The 16,618-nt window shown below is 53.1% G+C and carries 16 protein-coding genes; 8 read left to right on the top strand and 8 right to left on the bottom strand.

Going from position 1 to position 16,618, the window contains the following annotated elements; translation table 11 throughout:
• The 6 genes from pheT to VI895_00320 form a co-directional block, all read left to right on the top strand.
• Positions 1 to 2,350: phenylalanine--tRNA ligase subunit beta (gene pheT, locus VI895_00345; protein ID HLG18247.1), on the top strand; the 2,350-nt coding region annotated here is incomplete at its 5' end.
• Positions 2,351 to 2,422: 72 nt separating this feature from the next.
• Positions 2,423 to 2,791 carry a MerR family transcriptional regulator gene (locus VI895_00340; protein ID HLG18246.1) on the top strand — a complete coding sequence of 123 codons (369 nt, stop codon included), beginning with the start codon at positions 2,423 to 2,425 and terminating at the stop codon, positions 2,789 to 2,791.
• Positions 2,788 to 3,957, top strand: coding sequence for a cysteine desulfurase family protein (locus tag VI895_00335; GenBank protein HLG18245.1), 1,170 nt, complete (start codon positions 2,788 to 2,790; stop codon positions 3,955 to 3,957). Before VI895_00340 ends, VI895_00335 begins: the two co-directional genes overlap by 4 nt.
• Positions 3,958 to 4,184: 227 nt before the next feature.
• Positions 4,185 to 4,487, top strand: a complete 303-nt coding sequence (gene nirD, locus VI895_00330) for a nitrite reductase small subunit NirD (protein ID HLG18244.1) — start codon at positions 4,185 to 4,187, stop codon at positions 4,485 to 4,487.
• 2 nt (positions 4,488 to 4,489) lie between these two features.
• Positions 4,490 to 4,984 (top strand): TlpA disulfide reductase family protein, encoded by a 495-nt coding sequence (locus VI895_00325; GenBank protein ID HLG18243.1) that lies wholly within the window; start codon positions 4,490 to 4,492, stop codon positions 4,982 to 4,984.
• Positions 4,985 to 5,029: 45 nt separating this feature from the next.
• Complete coding sequence (locus VI895_00320; GenBank protein HLG18242.1) at positions 5,030 to 5,374, top strand: PilZ domain-containing protein; 345 nt, start codon at positions 5,030 to 5,032, stop codon at positions 5,372 to 5,374.
• Between the two features lie 1,459 nt (positions 5,375 to 6,833).
• Here VI895_00320 and VI895_00315 read toward each other — a convergent pair.
• Positions 6,834 to 8,459: an HD domain-containing phosphohydrolase gene (locus VI895_00315; protein HLG18241.1), complete on the bottom strand. Its 1,626-nt coding sequence runs from the start codon at positions 8,457 to 8,459 to the stop codon at positions 6,834 to 6,836.
• Between the two features lie 391 nt (positions 8,460 to 8,850).
• Positions 8,851 to 9,288 (bottom strand): hypothetical protein, encoded by a 438-nt coding sequence (locus VI895_00310; protein HLG18240.1) that lies wholly within the window; start codon positions 9,286 to 9,288, stop codon positions 8,851 to 8,853.
• Between the two features lie 579 nt (positions 9,289 to 9,867).
• Here VI895_00310 and VI895_00305 point away from each other — a divergent pair.
• Positions 9,868 to 10,776, top strand: coding sequence for a hypothetical protein (locus tag VI895_00305; GenBank protein ID HLG18239.1), 909 nt, complete (start codon positions 9,868 to 9,870; stop codon positions 10,774 to 10,776).
• Between the two features lie 812 nt (positions 10,777 to 11,588).
• A complete protein-coding gene (locus tag VI895_00300) occupies positions 11,589 to 11,747 on the top strand; it encodes a hypothetical protein (protein ID HLG18238.1) in 159 nt (52 codons plus the stop codon).
• Positions 11,748 to 11,782: 35 nt separating this feature from the next.
• Here VI895_00300 and VI895_00295 read toward each other — a convergent pair whose 3' ends face one another.
• The 6 genes from VI895_00295 to VI895_00270 all read right to left on the bottom strand — a co-directional run.
• The gene (locus tag VI895_00295; protein HLG18237.1) at positions 11,783 to 12,397 is read right to left on the bottom strand and encodes a hypothetical protein; all 615 of its coding nucleotides are present in this window, start codon (positions 12,395 to 12,397) and stop codon (positions 11,783 to 11,785) included.
• Positions 12,398 to 12,577: 180 nt separating this feature from the next.
• On the bottom strand, positions 12,578 to 12,913 hold the full coding sequence (locus VI895_00290) for a helix-turn-helix domain-containing protein (protein HLG18236.1): 336 nt from the start codon (positions 12,911 to 12,913) through the stop codon (positions 12,578 to 12,580).
• Entirely contained in the window at positions 12,891 to 13,136 is a 246-nt protein-coding gene (locus tag VI895_00285) for a hypothetical protein (protein ID HLG18235.1), read from the bottom strand. Before VI895_00285 ends, VI895_00290 begins: the two co-directional genes overlap by 23 nt.
• Before the next feature lie 147 nt (positions 13,137 to 13,283).
• Positions 13,284 to 15,227 carry a di-heme oxidoredictase family protein gene (locus VI895_00280; protein ID HLG18234.1) on the bottom strand — a complete coding sequence of 648 codons (1,944 nt, stop codon included), beginning with the start codon at positions 15,225 to 15,227 and terminating at the stop codon, positions 13,284 to 13,286.
• Positions 15,228 to 15,629: 402 nt separating this feature from the next.
• On the bottom strand, positions 15,630 to 16,361 hold the full coding sequence (locus VI895_00275) for an ankyrin repeat domain-containing protein (protein HLG18233.1): 732 nt from the start codon (positions 16,359 to 16,361) through the stop codon (positions 15,630 to 15,632).
• The coding region (locus VI895_00270) for a hypothetical protein (GenBank protein HLG18232.1) at positions 16,358 to 16,618 on the bottom strand (261 nt) is incomplete at its 5' end. The genes VI895_00270 and VI895_00275, both read right to left, overlap by 4 nt.

Genomic DNA, 16,618 nt, shown 5'->3' with positions numbered 1-16,618 from the left:
TTCGTTTCTCCCGATTCAACCCACGGCGGACGAAATTGCCGAGAAACTGACGTTCACGGGGCTCGAAGTTTCGTCCGTCAAAAACATGGCGGCCGGAATGGAGAAAGTGGTGGTCGCCAAGATTGAAAAAACTCGCCCGCATCCAAACGCCGACCGGCTGACGCTCTGTGAGGTCACAAGCGGAATCGAGAAATTCAACATCGTGTGCGGCGCGCACAACATGAAAGAGGGGGACCATGTGGCCCTGGCGCTCCCTGGGGCCACGCTTCCGAACGGCATGTCGATCAAAAAATCGAAGATTCGCGGCGAACCGTCGGAAGGAATGCTCTGCTCGGAAAGTGAATTGGGATTTTCCGAGACGTCGGAAGGAATTCTAATTCTGCTGGCCGAAACGAAACTCGGTGACAAACTGGCCGATGCCTTGGGCCGAAACGATTGGCTTCTGGAGTTTGAAATCACGCCGAACCGTGGAGATTGTTTGAGCGTCATCGGTCTCGTGCGTGAAATTACCGCCGCGTTCGGCGTTGCGGCAAAGGTTCCCACGGGCGAGGCCGAAGGTCCGACCGAAGGCGCGTTTAGGGCCGTGGTTCACGATACCGCCGGTTCGCCTCGATATGCACTCCGTCAGATCGATTCGCTCGCAGCGAAACCGACTCCCTCCTGGATGAAGCAGCGTTTGGAAGCTGCCGGCGTGCGATCGATCAATAACCTCGTCGACGTGACGAACTACGTGATGATCGAGTGGGGCCAACCGCTGCACGCATTCGATCGGGACAAAGTGGTGGAATCCATACAGGTTCGTCGGGCCAAGGACGGTGAGACGATCGATTGTTTGGACGGCGTGGAACGCCAACTGATGCCCGAAGATCTCGTGATCGCCGACGGCAAGGGACCCGTAGCGATTGCCGGCGTGATGGGCGGCCAGCGGGCGGCGGTCAGTGAAAAAACCAAGGCGATTTTGCTGGAAAGCGCCCATTTCGATCCGAAAAGCGTCCGTCGGACGGCGCGACGCCTCGGCCTCCATACGGAATCTTCCCACCGGTTCGAGCGGTGGGTGGATCCGGCGAATGTGTGGAGCGCCTCGCAGCGCGCAGTGGATCTGTATGCCGAGGCGGCGGGTGGCAAGGAGATCGGCGGAATGGAATGCCGAATTCGTCCGTTCGCCCATCGAAAGATCCATCTGCGACAAGGGCTCATCCAACGAATCCTGGGAGAAGGAATCAAGAACGCCGGCGAGTATCTTGCACGTCTCGGGCTGCCGCTGGAAAAAAAGGAGGACGGCTGGATGGTTGAGATCCCGAGCCGCCGATCGGATTTGGAAAGGGAGATCGACCTTGTCGAAGAGGTCGCTCGCCTTTACGGCTACGATCGTATTCCGTCGAAAATTCCACCCCTCATGAAGGAGCCTCAAATCGACGGTCTGTTCGATCGCGTATCGACGGTTCGCAATCTCTGCCGTGGAGCCGGTCTCGTTGAAATTCGGGGGTACAGCTTCGGAAAAGCCGGTGATCAGGAACAGCTCGGCCATTCGCATTTGGGAAAGGCGATTCGTCTAGCCAATCCGATCGCGTCGGACCAAGAGGTGATGCGCCAATCGCTCCTGCCAACGCTGCTTTCGGCCTGGAACGTGAATCGAACGAGACAGGTGGAGGGGGCCCGATTGTTTGAAATCGGCTCCGTATTCGGCGAGTCGGATGGTGCCGCCCGAACTCCGGCGCGGGAAGAGCTTCATCTGGGGATTTTGATGGCCGGAAAGACGTTTGGCAGAGGCTGGCATGGGAAAAGCCGCACGCCTGATTTCTATGATGCCAAAGGAATCGTGGAGGTTTTATCGGCTGAAATGGGGTGGGGGGCATTCGCGTGGAAGCAAGAGGAAGTCCCCTCGTATCTTCATCCGGGGCGAGCTTCCGTCATTTATCGGGGGGCTGAAAAGATCGGTGAGGCCGGTCTCCTTCATCCACGAATCGAACGGAGTTACGAGAGCGGTCGGGCGGTCTTTGTTGATCTCCATCTCGGTTCTCTTTTTGTGGCGGGTCAAAAAACAGTTCGAATCAAAACTCTGTCCGCGTATCCCCATGTCCGACGCGATATCGCCATCGTCGTGAAGAGCGACATCCCCTCCGAGACGATCGAAGCGGAGATCTTGAAGGTTCGGGATCCACTTCTCCAAAGCGTCGAACTTTTCGATGTGTACGAAGGGAAGGGGGTTCCATCGGGCCAGCAAAGCAATGCTTACTCCTTGGTTTTCGCGTCCCCGGAGCGGACGCTCACGGAAGTCGAAGTCGATGCTGTGCTCACGAACATCGTCGTAACCCTCGAATCAAAACTCGGGGCCAAACTTCGGACGTAAAATCGTTTCTTGACACGCCGTTTCCGCCTGAAGTAGCATCTTCAGTTAATTCTATAACTCATTAAAACTACAGTGAAAAAGCAATATCCAAATAAGTTGTTCTATAAAATCGGCGAAGTGGCGGAGATGATGGCGCTCGAACCATACGTCCTTCGGTATTGGGAAGGCGAGTTCAATCTGAAGCTGACCAAGTCGAAGAACAACCAACGGCTTTATCAGCGAAAAGACATCGATCAGATCGAACGGATCAAGAGCTTGCTTTACGAAGAGAAGTTTACCATCGCCGGCGCGAAGCGAAGGCTTCGGGAAAACCGCAAGAGTTCCGGGAGCGGCCAGCTCTCTCTCACTCTTCCCGTCGTCGATGTCGAAGCGAAACGAAACAAAGAAGCGCTTCTCGAGATCCGCAAAGAAATCGAAAGCATTTTAGAGATTCTTGGATGAAACCGATCTACCTGGATTATCACGCGACCACACCGTGTGATCCCAGGGTTGTCGACAAAATGTCGCCCTATTTTTCGGAGCGTTTCGGCAACGCATCCAGCGGCCACATTTATGGACAAGAAGCCTCCAAAGCGGTGGAAGAGGCTCGAGAACAGGTAGCTTCGTTGATCGGTGCGTCGCCGCGAGAAATCATTTTCACCAGCGGCGCGACGGAATCCAACAACATGGCTATTTTCGGCATCGCGCGGGCTTACCGGGATCGCGGAAACCATATTGTCACGTCGCCGACGGAGCATCGTTCGGTACTGGATCCCTGCAAGGCTCTCCAACGCGATGGTTTCGACGTCACATTTGTGAAGGTGGATCGTCACGGGCGCGTGGATCCCGAAGAAGTTCGGAGGGCGATCACCGATCAGACGATTCTCATCTCCCTCATGTTCGTCAACAACGAAATCGGCACGCTACATCCGATCGCTGAGATCGGGAAGATCGCTCAGGAAAAACGGGTTATCTTTCACTGCGACGCCGTTCAGGCGGCCGGAAAGGTACCGGTGGGTCTGAAAAGCACGGCGATCGATCTCCTCTCGCTCTCGGCTCACAAAATGTACGGACCCAAAGGAGCCGGTGCGCTCTTCCTTCGCCAAAAATCCCCCCGAATCCGGATTCCCTCCATGATGCTGGGTGCGGGGCAGGAAAAAGGACTTCGATCGGGGACGATCAATGTTTCGGGGATCGTCGGCTTCGGCGAAGCCTGCGCCCTCACCAAAAAAGAATTCGAAGGCGAAGTAACCCGTCTCCGAGCGCTGCGAGATCGTTTGAAGGATGGGATCTTCGCTAATCTAGATGGCGTTACACTGAACGGCCACCCCACGGAACGAGCGCCCAACAACCTTCATCTGAGTTTTGGCGGAATCGACGGGCGCGTGCTCTTGGAGAGTTTGGTCGATGTGGCGGTTTCGGCCGGGGCCGCTTGCACGAGTACCTCGGTGGAACCTTCGCACGTCCTCAAGGCCATCGGCGTGAATGACGAACTGGCGGCGGCATCTCTCCGATTTAGCGTCGGTCGGTTTACCATCGAGGGCGAAATTGACCGAGCGGTGGAAATCGTGTGCCGCACAGTTAAGGCCCTTCGGGCAAAAAACTTGGCCGCTCGCACGGCAGCCTGATATAAACCCCAGTATTGCATACGGCTTTCGGTGAAAACCGCTAATCGCTCGCGAGATAGCGTACCATCTGCGGCCGTGCTCGCGCCCGCCAATCCTCACGTAGTGTGAGCTACGCTCCGGTTGCCGGTCGCCGTGCTTGGCCGCATCTGGCACGCTCTTTCGCGTTTTCCCTCGAAACCCGCGTGCAACACTGGGGTAAATTTTCGCTCAAACGAGGTAGGCAGAGAATGGCTTTGACCAAATGCGCGAAACTCAAGGAACTCAGTGCCGAAAGCGGATCGTTCGTGACGATGGGCGGAAAAGACATTGCGCTCTTTCATATCGGCGGGAAGGTCTATGCCTGCTCGAATACCTGCGCTCATCAGGGAGGCCCGCTCGCCGAGGGTTCGCTGAAAGGTACGGTCGTGAGTTGCCCATGGCACAACTGGCAGTATGACGTTACGACGGGGAAGTGCCTCGTCAATCCGTCCATCCAAATTCCAACGTTCAAGACGAAGGTTGAAGGAGACGACGTCTACGTCGACATTTAGGTATGGGCGCCATTCCGTCAGGCAAGAAAGCTCCCGATTTCACGTTGCCGGGCCTGGACGGGAAGTCTCACTCTGTGTCGAATCTGAAAACTGGCGAAGTCGCCGTCGTAAGTTTTTATAAAGCTACTTGTCCGACGTGCCAGTTCGCGTTGCCTTATTTGGACAGCCTCTATCAATATCATAAGGGCGACCCGAACGTGCGCTTCTTGGCCGTTGCGCAAGAAGACGTGAAGGAGGCCAAGGACTTTTCCAGTGAGTACAAGCTCACGATGCCGGTGGCTTTGGACCCGGCGCCGTACAAGGTTTCGTCGCAATACGACCTGACGCATGTTCCAACGGTTTTTCTGATTCAAAACGATGGGACCGTTGAACAAACGACGGTCGGCTTTGTAAAGAAGGAGTACGAACAACTGGCTCAGAAATTGGGACAGGCCACAAAAAAAAGGCCTGCCCCGATATTCGAGGGATTGTCCGTCCCCGAAATCAAACCGGGTTGAGGGTCGAGGAGCGTCGCCTAGTTTAGGCGGCAGAAAGATTGGGGAATGAAAGAACATACGCCAGAGCGTCGTAAATCCCTTCGAGTGCCGGTGGCCGCGCGCGTGAAATTCAAGGACGGTGGGCGGGAAGAGGTGTGGTTTACGGAAGACATTTCGGAGGGGGGGCTTTTCTTGAAAGTCGAGAAGCCGCCCTTTGTCGGTATGGTCCTCGATCTGGAGATCTCATTGCCGAACACCGAAAATCTGGTTCGTATCCGGGGCGACGTGACCTGGCGCCACGAGGGACGCGGCTGCGGCGTGCGTTTTCTCCGTGTGACGGCGGAGATGAAAAAGATTCTTCGTTCGTTTATCGAACAAGCCGAAAGCCGGCCCGAATCTTTTCCCGCTTAAATCAATCGTTTCCCGGACGTAATGTCGCAAATCCCGTGTGGATCAGGGCTTGAGCGAGAACACGCAGCCGATTCCAGGTGGTGTGGGATGCGAATTCAGGGCATAGCAAGGGCCTTATCGATAAAGGGTTTCGAATTGCCGCGCGCTGGAGATTCCGACATATCGCAAGCCGGAGCAGAGCCATGCATTCGGAGGATCTTTGGGCCAAGAACCGGCCTACGGAACCGCTGCTCTAAGTCATGGAAAACTAAAGAAAGACGCATTTGGGAGCCGGGCAGAAATAAAGCGGACAAAACTTCTTGGAGACGGACTTGATCTCTCATAGAAGGCTTCCAAGACAGGCGAGAGATCGCTGTAAGAGGGACCGGTAACGGTTCACCGTCTCCCGTTAGGAGAGAGAGGATCGGCCGCCAAAAGGAGCACCTGGGATGTCGCAAGGCGTTTCGGGTTTCCGAGGTGAAAAAATAACCCGCGGTGGGTTACTTTCTCGAAGAGAGGGCGAACGCAGTCGGTCAAAGAGGCTACGCAGGTAAGTGCCCCTTCGGGGGAAATGCTGATCCTCTTCGGACGCAAAACCCTGAGGTCCGTGAAACTGTGAGCCGCGAGGTTCGTAGCGGGTAAGGACGCGAGGGAAGCACAGAGAGGGAGAGTCTTTCTGAGCCGACGAAGAGGGGAGAAAACCTGGGAAGTCTAAAGGCCCAAGAGAGCAAGTGGCCCCGACCCGGACTAACCCTCTGGGTGGCAATTAAGGGGTACAGCTTTTCCGGTGGGAATAAGCCGCTGAGGCGCCGATGCAAGGCCGCGGAGGTTATGCAAGGAAGCGCGGGAGCGGAGTGTGTCGTCGGAAACGATGACCCGATCACTGGAGAGGAGTTGAAAGCTCTGAAGGGTAAAGCCCATGAGCGTTGGAAGTTGAAAGATGCTTCCAAGGTTCGAGGAGCTGATTCCATCGAGAGGGTAGCCAAACCCTGTGGGTGGGACTTCCGGGCGAGCAGGGCAAAACCGCTCGGACGCAGAATCGAAAGGTTCAGCGCAGAAAAGGGTTCCTCGATCCGCAAATGCTGTAGGGTGATGAAGCTTAAGCGAGGTGCTTTCGAAAAGCGGATCACGGTCGACGTGGGACGCCGGTACGAAAGCGGCAGGAAAAAAGAGACGACGCTACGGTGGCGTCAAAGTGCAGAAGAGGAGAATCTGTGTCTAATTTGCATTGGGCACAGGGCGACGGGAAACCGAATACCTTAAGGTCCGGGGCAACCCGAGGACGAAAAGGGAGAAAGTAAGCCATAGGCTTTTTAGGTTTCCGGTTGATAAGACTCTAAAGCACATGAAAACCACGCAAGCGTTGCGCTGAGTTCCGGCAACGGAGTTCGGCGAGCTTTTTTAAAGCCTAACCCTCGAAAAGCTCAACCTCTTCGACAGATACCTCGCTTGTCTTTTTTTTGCCGAAGTTTCGGACACGTCAGACGGTCGCCGTTTTTGCATACACTTTGCGATCAACAAATAGACGGACCAGATCTTCGTCGAGTTTTCCTTCTTTGACTTCCATTTGAAGAATGTCGAGCGCCTTCTGGACCGGCACCGCCTTCTTGTAAGGACGATCCCGCGCGGCGAGCGCATCAAAGATGTCCGCCACGGTCATGATCTTCGACGGAAAGGGGATATCCGCCGTCCGGATCCGGCGCGGATAGCCCGTACCGTTTAATTTTTCGTGGTGGGCATAGGCGATATCCGGAATGCGGCGAAATTCCTTCGTCCATGGGATTTGGTTGAGAAAGCGGTAGGTGTGTGTGACGTGCGACTCGATTTCCAGGCGCTCTTCGGCGGACAGAGATCCTTTGGGGATCGAAAGCCTCATGATCTGTTCGGCACTGACCAGAGGATCGGTCGTTCCGTCGGGGCGGGCGACGATGACGGCGGCGAGCCGGGCAAGCTCGCCGGACACACTTTCCGGCAAGACCGTCGGTTCGTTACTCGAAACCACAAGATCATAGGCTTTCTGGAGATCCGCTAAACGCCGTTTCAAATCGGCTTCGTAAGCGATCCACGTGGGGTCTCCAACCTGGCCGCCCGTGATCAGGTGATGAACTATTTGCCGTTCGACCTCAAATTCGATCGTGCGGTGAAGAAGATGAAGCCGGTCGCGCAGTCCCTCCAGCTCGGGTGGAAACAGCTTTTTCGCTTTGATCAGTACCGACTCTCGGACGCCGATTTTCCCAAAATCATGCAGAAGGGCGGCGTATTTAAGCTCGCGCAGATCCTGATCGGAAAATCGGATGTCGCTATATGGACCCGTTTGAAGCCGGTCGACTTCTTCCGCCAACGTCGTCGTCAACGTGGCGACCCGCTCGGAGTGGCCGGAAGTTGTGGGGTCTCGGGCCTCGATCGCCGTCACGGACGCGTGAATAAATCCTTCGAAAAGGCGGGTGATGTCCTGATGGAGGCGCGCGTTTTCGATGGCTACAGCGGCTTGCGCGGAAAGCGAAGCCAAAAGGCTGTGACAAGACTCCGTAAACGGAATCACCTGTTGCAAGACATTGTTCGGCCTCAGTTGTACGGCGGCGTTCTTTTTCTTATTCCAGAGCTGAACCACGCCGATCAGCTCATCCTGATGATCGGTCATCGGCACGGCGAGAACGGACATCGAGCGATATCCGGTCGACCGATCGATATCGGGATTGAAGCGGAAGGGGAGCGATTTGGGGATCCGATAGACGTCGCTGATTCGGATCGCTTGGCGCGTCTGCGCCACATACCCCACGATGCTTTCCGGATTGATCGGCAGGAGAAATTCCTTGAGGGATATCGGAATCGAATCGTTTCGAGCCAATTTAAAGCGAAGGTGCGTCGGATTTTCCCGGGACGGGCCTTCGGCCAGAAAGAGCGAACCGGCGTCGGCGATCAGAATCTGACAACTTTTTTCCAAGATACGGACCAGAAGAGAATCGAGATTCCGTTCGGCCATAAGGGCGGTCCCGATTCCAATGAGCGCGTCGACATGTTCGTTCCGTGAACCTGAGTCCGAAACCTGCGGCGGATTCTTCGATTCCCGTCTCAACCAATGAGAATAAAAGTTCAATAGTTTCATGAGTCCCGGGTCGGACTTTGATGATACCAAATTCTAGGGGTCAAAGAGGAGATCCATAGCGAATGAGAGTTGAACGCATTTTCAGCAAGAGGCCAAGAAAATTTGATCGGCAAGGGCCGTGTCGGAGGAATCGCCACGTCCCTTGCAGTTCGCCCAGCCCTTTTGAAATTCATCGCCAGATCGTACGCTCTGCCATTGACGAGCAATCTCTTGCCAGGCAGCGCCTATTACTACGGTTGCACCGGCCTTCGGCCCGCGGGGCGCGGTTCCCGTCATTGGCACTTGCTCGGGGTTTGTTTTAGCGGGGGCTGAAGGTGCCCGATCTTACGGGAACTTCAGACCATACTCAGTCACAGAGATGGGAGTCGAGCGTCTGAAAATCAAATTTCAGCTACTGAGAAGGGAGTCGAGTCACTGCCTCAATGTCTAACTTATTTGTCCTGTTCTGATCGTCCAGGAAGACACTAAAGGATCCGGTAGGGAACAATTTTCGGATTGGATAGAAATTCTTACCATCGAGGCTGACCATCGAGCCACCTTTTCCCCCGTACCAGTACAGCTTCCTCTTTGCCTTAACTCGATGTCCATCAATGGATTCCAAAATGTCTCCATTCAACTTTACGTTGAGATCAATGATGTCTCCTTCCTTGAACACAAAAATAGCCCCACCATGTTTGTTAAAACCTTCCGCGAATTCATCCGCCTTAATGGGTTTTCTGTCGACCGTGCCATCAGGAGACCATGCATCGAAATGAGGAATATTCGTCGGGTTCATATGTGCGCATCCACCTGTGAGCGCAATAACAACGGCACAAAATATCTTTTTCATTTCGCTACTCCTTTCTGAGGAAAGTGCCTTTGGTGGTAAGAACTAGCCAAAGTTCGAACATTTTTCAATGAAAATCCGGATGGATTTTGATGTCGCAAGGGCCGCGCCGGAGGAACCGTCACGGCCCTTGCAGTTCGCCTTGCCGCATCGGTATTCGGTGCCAAAACGAAACGCGTTGCTCGACGGCGCATCGGCCCGGTCTCGCTGAACCTCAGGCATGTCGGTTGGGTGGCCCGAGCTTTGTGCGGGCAAATGATCATTGGCCCTCCCTTTTTTGGCTGATTCCTTCGGAATCATGCGCTCGGCTCGGGTTATTTTTTGCGGGGGCGGAAGGAGCCGAGCCTCGCGCTTCGCTGGTTAGCTAGCTCTATCCGGTGTCAGGGTGCGCGAAGGGCTATGGTACAGTGGACGTGCAGGGAGAGAGAAAACGAATGGGCAAACGGCCGTCATTTGTGTGGGAGCAGTTCGTCCGCGACCGCAATTTCGAATATCACCAAAAGTGGTTATCCCTCATTCGACCATCCTCACGTAGTTCAGGGCTCGGCAGCTTCCGGTTCATTCACCGCTCAAGGTATCGCGATGGAACCTGACAGTTCGGGAGTGTTTCGCCAGCGATTCGCGTTCGCTTCCTTCTGTGTACTGGTTTTCATTGTTTGCACTCTAATCCCCGCGCTTGGAATGATCGGCATCATCAAGATGAAGGAGGCCATCGAGCTCCCCATTTACTTTTTCTCTCCACTTATGGGAATGCTTTTGGTCGTCGCGATTTTATATTCCCTCACCGAAAAGGTATTTATTTCCGGGAAGACAATCGTACAGACAAATATCTTTCGAAAGAAACAGATCGATCTAACGCAAATCGCAAATTACCGCCACGTCGGTCTTGGAATTAAAATCTTTTCAAAGGGGGACAAAGGAAAAGTAGTCACCATTGCATCCATCATGACGAATTTCGATGAGGTCGAGGACTGGTTACGATCGCACAAGATTGGGGATTTGGACGCGACACTCGAGGAAGTCGAAGTTGGTTCCGCTGTGCCCGAAGAGTCCGATGGCAAGCCCCGTATTGAAAAAATTCGCTGTACCGCATGTCGGATAAGGTGGGAGGTCGGTTGGGTGGAGAACTCCGGAGCGAAAGGAGTCGAGCACACCCTTCGGTGTAATTGTGGCCGCGTGATGAAAACTGTTCAAGCGACCGAAGGCGGCGCACCGCTGATGATTCAGCAGCATGACTGGCGGAAGACGATCCTGGCCTGCCTTCCGGCTTTTGGCGTAGGCGCCTTTTTCCCGGTGCTTCAGGACCAGATCAAGATCGTAGTAGCGGCATATCTTTTATCCTGGATCGGCAGCGCGGCGACTTTTATGGACAAATATAATCGCAGCGCGTCGGCGATCGCAGGGATCGCGATCTTCTGGGGTATAGTCGTTTTTATGGTGATTAACTTTGGCGCACTCTTTGGGCATGCCGTTTGGTGGTGGTGGAAGTGACGGTCTAAAATATTATGAAGATCATCGTTCGCATAAGCCCGCCTCTCTCCCTGTCGAAAAAGATTCGAATGCGTTTCGCTGATCTCATGGAAAGCGACCGTATAGTAATCTTTAATCTCGAGGCGTCAGACGAACGATTTAAGGAATACTTGGAGATATCAACGTCGGCAAAAGAGGGGACTTGGTTTAATCCGCGGATGGAATTTACGGAATCGGAACTGGATCGGTGCGATTATTTCCGGCCCGTTTGCCGAGGTCCTGTTTTTAAAGAATCCGACGCGGACTACAAGCAAACAACGAAATACTATGAATCGTTGTCGCCGGTAGAGCCGACACCCGGCCACCGAGTCAAGCTATTCGATCGCTTATGGGTAAAAGCCCGGAAGCTGCGCGGCGACACGATTGCGGGCGCGAAAGAGTGGCTTGGGGAATATATTTTCCCGCGGGAAGTGGCGGACATTTTCGATAAGTCCGACTTACAAGGGTATGAATGGAAGGAAGTCGTGGATAGGAAGGCAAAGAAGCCTTTTGCTCATCTGAGACTGCTGTATACGAATCGTTTCATGCCGAAAGCGCAAATCGTTGTTCATCCTCCGAAACCGACTCCTTTCGCAGCACGGATGGGAGAAACTATGAGGCGCGTTGGACTCACTTCAGAACAGGTCGAATCGGTATCTCAGAAAGTCGAATCAGAGGATCGTAGAGAACGTTTGTACGGGTGTGTCTGTTACAAAACCCTACCTCAGGTTGGGAGCTCTGGCTTCTTCAGGACAATAGAACTCTGGGGAGGAGCTTGGAGCCCACTATGGGTTGTGAGTCGAAAAGTCCATGAAGTGTATCGGGAGCATCGAATGCGAGGTTGGGTTTTTCGGCCGATCTTGGAAGAAGATTCCGAGCTGTTTCAAACGCACAAGGAGCTCTGGGAACAATTTTTCCACGCCATTCGAGTTAATCCGGCGAATTATGTTTAATCGAGATCCGTTCCATTTCTGATTGCGCAACCAAATCAGTCGTACAGACATGCTTGACAGTGATCAACGACGGGACAATTCCCCGAATTCTCAGATTTCAATTTTTCCTTCGTGCAACAGACTCTCCAACGATCAACTTTTCCTTTGATGAATTTAGAGCCGTTGAACGCCTTACACCAGCATTCTTCATCTGAATTACAAGGCGTTTTCGGTCCGGTCGGTTCACATGTCGGAATTTTCATTCCAGGGCCGCAACTCACAAACTCGGGCCCGGGGTCAGGAGTTTCTAAAGACGGCTGGTTGATAAGCTTTCCAGTACGGGGGTCAAGGTAGAATTGTTCACCCTTCTTGTTCTGAACAAGCAGATATTCCCCCGCCTCTTTGATCGACGTAATAATGTTCAATTGTGCGTCTTTCTCCAGATTTCTATCTAAGTTTTTCGGCTCGATGGTCGGGTACACAATCGTTTTCCAGATCACCTTGCTGGAACGGGTGTCAATAGCCTCTACGTAGTTTGAATGCGTTCTGTACAGCATGTGACCGATTTTCAGTGGCTTCGGGTCTCCAATTTTTGCGTCAACAGGAAATGCACAGAACAACACGGCCAGCATTATCGATGAACTAAAACGGGTTCGGAGCATCATCGTCATTTTCCTCATGAAATTACTTATTCTTTTTTTATTTCGATAACATGACCATCCTGCGCTAACTCAAATATTCTGACTCGCTTGAATGGGCATTGTCCTTGAAGGCGAAGAAGTTTCTGGCGACTAACAAAAGGTTGCGTCTTTCCGCAGAATATCATTCCTGATTTTGCCGACTTAATGGTCTTACAGAAGCGCCTTATAGTTGAGCCGCAGAACTTTCCCGAGCCGCTTCGCCCATTTCACTGTAATTGATCTCCGGCCATTCACGAGATCCGACACGACCGTCTTTGAAATCCCGAGTTTTTCGGCCAACTCAGTTTGACTCATAGGATACAACCGCAACGAGTCCTTCAACATGAACTGCGGTGTCACATCGGTCGTCGGAATCGTTGCATCCTCCTGAAGTCCTTTAACTACGGTCAGAATTCGTTTGACCTCCGATGGCTCCTTGTTTGGAAGCTCTTTTTCCAGTGTGCGGAGCGCCCGCCGCGCCTCTTTAATAGCCATGCTTGGTGACATCGACCACCTCCAAAATCCTTTCCTTTTCCCATTCCCGAAAAATCACCCGATATCCCCGGCTGAGCCGAACCGATTTTTGCCCCTTTCGGTCGCCGACCAGCGCCTCGTAGTGATACCCCTTATATAAACGCAACACCTGAATCCCCGACGTCTCCACCCGCTTCTTAAACGCCTGATAGTGAAGCTGAATATGCCGAGGGAGTCGGTCATAGGGCTTCCTCACCCACCATCGCTGACTCGCCAGGGGTTCATAGAAGAGAGTACACTATTGTTGTGTACTTTTCAAGTTCTCTCCAACGCCACAAAACCATTGACCTTCGAAGAACGGGGTGCATCGTGTGTCCCAATTTATACATTCCGCTAGAAGATCTTATATACAAGAATCTGGAATGCCGTCGGTGTTGAGATCAGTTTCCGTGCCAACCAAAATATCTTTGAGGTCATCGTTACCATTCCAATTGCAGTCCTGCCCCTTCTCCGGTCCAACGTAAACCTGAAGGAAGTAATCGAAGTCAGCGAGATTGACGTGGAGGTCGCGATTAACATCCGACACAGAACACGGATGATTCACGTCATAGAAGACAACTCCTTGTGAACAAGAAGCGTCAGGTTGATAGGACGGAAAAAGCGGATCACATATGCCAAAGCCCTGGAAGCAGGAGTAGAATGTGTACGCGGTTATTACGTTACCGTATCTAAGACCATTAAAATCTTCGAGGTTAATTTGCGGCGGGTTAGATGCGTCAAAGGTTCGAGCCATATCAAATTCTCGTTGTCCCAACGAAAATAAGAAAGCAGCCAAGTCATCCGCATTTGCGGTGGAGAGAGCCTTGTATGCATTCACCGAAGCTCGTGCCTCCCCTTGGTGCGTCTGTTCCAAAAACGATCTGCAAAATCGCGGTTCCGTAAACGGATCCGATTGCTCTCTGCAATACCGAGTTGCAGGATTGCCATGGCCGTCGTGACCGGCGAAGGATCGGTCACCCAATCCCCAAAGGGGAGCCGTTCGCATTTCGCGGATACCGGCATCTCCTTGAACAATGAGGTCACCTCCTCCACCCATATGATGGAGGAGAAAATCCGAGTACGGCTTAATCGATTTCCCATGTAAGGCCAGATCCGCCGAAACCGTCGTGAAACTTGAAGTCACATGACATTTGGCACATCCGATGTTCGTAAATACTTGTTCGCCGCGTAGACCCGACTTCGGCATTTGAGGAGGCGGGGCGAGATACTTCTGGAAGTCGGAGATGCGTTCGATAAACGCAATATTCTCTCCATGCGGATCGAGCGAAGGCAGATCTTCATAGGGATCATCCGCAACCGGGTCGCAACAGGGGTGAGCCGGATTTTGTGCGCACGTAGGCAAGACAACGCCACCTGGCCGACTTTCCTCTCGAAGGAGTCGATTCGTGATTCCCATTTCGTTAAGCGCAGCGTCGGCCGAAAATGATAGTACGGTCGCCGCTTGCGCCTTCCAGCCGAAACGGCCTACCCTGAGCAGGCTCGCATCCGAAACACAATCCGCAGTTGGATTGACATCGCCAATTTCAAGCGGACAAACCCTGCTGACTTTTCCACTGACGGCTAACGGACTTAGATCATTCGCTTGATTCAAGGCGATTTGCTCAATCGCACTATCGGGAATGGCTTCGACCAACCCCATCCCAAATACCGGCGTCGTGAACCGCGTAGCTTCTACAAGATCCGGAAACTCATCTGGAACAGGTCCGTCAGGACATGAACCGGGGATGCTGCTGTTTTGAAGGAGCGATCCTCCTCGATCTGGAAGCGCTGAACTGCCGTCGAGCGCGTCGAAAATGCCATTTGAGATCTCGCCAAATTCATCAAATACACGGTCGGTTAGGACACCAAACCTTCTAACGGATTCATTCAAGCTCCCTTGAGCGCCACCCGTGACAGGTGATGCATGGCAACCCGCACATGAATTTGGGATGCCAAATAAACTGTCGTTGAATGTTGGGCCGAACCCTTCGGCTGCCGTGAACGAATGTTCAAACCTCTCTTTTCCTTTAAGGAAACGATCCAGAGCGGTTGCACTTAGCCCCGATATCGGATCCCCCAAAGCAGTTTGAAGCTGAACAGGTGTTGGCGTCGGGGCTGGTGAGGGGCCACCCGAACAGTCTTCACATTTTCTTATTCGCAAACCGAATTCGAGGCCGTCATCCGTATTCAATGGTTGGATTGACATGTCGGAAGAACTATTCAGCTTGAGGTCGGTTTCACAAGCAGAAACGAAAAGCGCAAGTAAAACAGCCGCAGAAAATGCTACAGGAATTTGACGAAAGGACATCGTGCAGTTCCAACAAGCAACGTTTATGCCTATTTGTGGATGAAGCTAAAATCAGTCAATATCAGTAGCTTGTCTTTAGAGAAGAATGACCTTTTATTGCTCATGGTAAAAAAAGTTACTTCATAAAACGCACATTCTGCGTGGAGGTGTTTTTTTATCGTTTCAGCAGCTCGATAACTTCCTGGGATGCTTGAGAATCCTCAGCCAAGCCGAGTGGTGTCATACCTTTAAATTTCCAATCAGTTTTTGCGCCTGCATTTAAGAGGAGGGCCATTTTTTTCGGGTCCGACCTCCGTATCGCCGCAGCCAAGGGTGAAAAACCGTCTTCGTCGGTTGCGTTAACATCCGCTCCAGCCTTGAGAAGGAGGGCGACGATCTCGGCGTCGGAACCAGCTACCGCGCTTATGAGGGGGTCCACCCTCCAGCACGTGCGCGCAGGTTCGGGTCGGCTCCCTGCTTGAGAAGTAGTTCTACAATCTCGCCCTTGGCCTTGGGATCCAGCGGTTTCTTGCCGTACTCGGTAATCATGTCCGACGCCAGAAGCAATTGGAGGGCCGTGATTCCAATACTATTCTTCGCGTTCGGGCCGGCTCCCCTATCCAAGAGACGCTTCACAAGGGAGACATCTCCACGCTTGATCATGGCTACCAGAAATGCGTCGAGAGTCGACTGCGAAAAGTCCGCGGTCAACATCGCTTCGATCACGGGATCGGAGATGTCGTATTGTACGAAAATCGTAGTTTTATCCATCTTGAGTTTCTTTGGCTTCTTTCCCCGGCCTTCGATGAGGAGCCTGATCAGGTCAGGTTTCTCGTTGGCGATGGCGGTTTGAAGTGGGGTACGACCCATGAAATCGAATACCTGCCGCTTGGCTCCGTTTTCGAGTAAGTATTCGGTGATCTCGTAATTGCCTGCTGCGACCGCAGCCGCTAGAGGAGTTCGTCCAAGCGTCGTCTCTTTTCCGATCATGATCCGAACGTCTTCTTCTCTGAGCCCGACTAAACGACGGTAAGACGCCAGTTTTTTGTTAAGCTCGGGAGAGACCTTTTCCTGAAAATCGAGATCCTCTCCCGCTTCGTTCAATTCCTTCACGCGACTAAAGTCCCCGGCCAAAACGGCATGCAGTACCTTCATGCATACGAACTCCTCTTGTACATTAGCAGAAGGCCGCGCCGGAGGAAACACCACGTCCCTTGCAGTTCGCCCGGCTCGTCTGAAAATTTCGACGATTCGATGCGCTGTGCCTTTGATGCGTATTCCGGAGCAAATCGGCCGGTGATTCCGGGCCAAGCCGGCCAGTGATTCCGGAGGATGTCGGCCGGGCATTCCGGAGGATGCCGGCCACCCATTCCGGGCCATGTCGGCCACCCCGCATGGGGTGTGGATAAGTC

It is taken from the genome of Bdellovibrionota bacterium, from assembly GCA_035292885.1.
GTDB lineage: Bacteria > Bdellovibrionota_G > JALEGL01 > JALEGL01 > DATDPG01 > DATDPG01.
This window is presented reverse-complemented; position numbering and strand designations above follow the sequence as displayed.

Bases quoted from the DNA above. Each gene is read 5' to 3' on its own strand.
- VI895_00335 (HLG18245.1), top strand. From the start codon at position 2,788: ATGAAACCGATCTACCTGGATTATCACGCGACCACACCGTGTGATCCC.
- nirD (HLG18244.1), top strand. From the start codon at position 4,185: ATGGCTTTGACCAAATGCGCGAAACTCAAGGAACTCAGTGCCGAAAGC.
- VI895_00325 (HLG18243.1), top strand. From the start codon at position 4,490: ATGGGCGCCATTCCGTCAGGCAAGAAAGCTCCCGATTTCACGTTGCCG.
- VI895_00320 (HLG18242.1), top strand. From the start codon at position 5,030: ATGAAAGAACATACGCCAGAGCGTCGTAAATCCCTTCGAGTGCCGGTG.
- VI895_00315 (HLG18241.1), bottom strand. From the start codon at position 8,459: ATGAAACTATTGAACTTTTATTCTCATTGGTTGAGACGGGAATCGAAG.
- VI895_00310 (HLG18240.1), bottom strand. From the start codon at position 9,288: ATGAAAAAGATATTTTGTGCCGTTGTTATTGCGCTCACAGGTGGATGC.
- VI895_00305 (HLG18239.1), top strand. From the start codon at position 9,868: ATGGAACCTGACAGTTCGGGAGTGTTTCGCCAGCGATTCGCGTTCGCT.
- VI895_00295 (HLG18237.1), bottom strand. From the start codon at position 12,397: ATGACGATGATGCTCCGAACCCGTTTTAGTTCATCGATAATGCTGGCC.
- VI895_00290 (HLG18236.1), bottom strand. From the start codon at position 12,913: ATGTCACCAAGCATGGCTATTAAAGAGGCGCGGCGGGCGCTCCGCACA.
- VI895_00280 (HLG18234.1), bottom strand. From the start codon at position 15,227: ATGTCCTTTCGTCAAATTCCTGTAGCATTTTCTGCGGCTGTTTTACTT.
- VI895_00275 (HLG18233.1), bottom strand. From the start codon at position 16,361: ATGAAGGTACTGCATGCCGTTTTGGCCGGGGACTTTAGTCGCGTGAAG.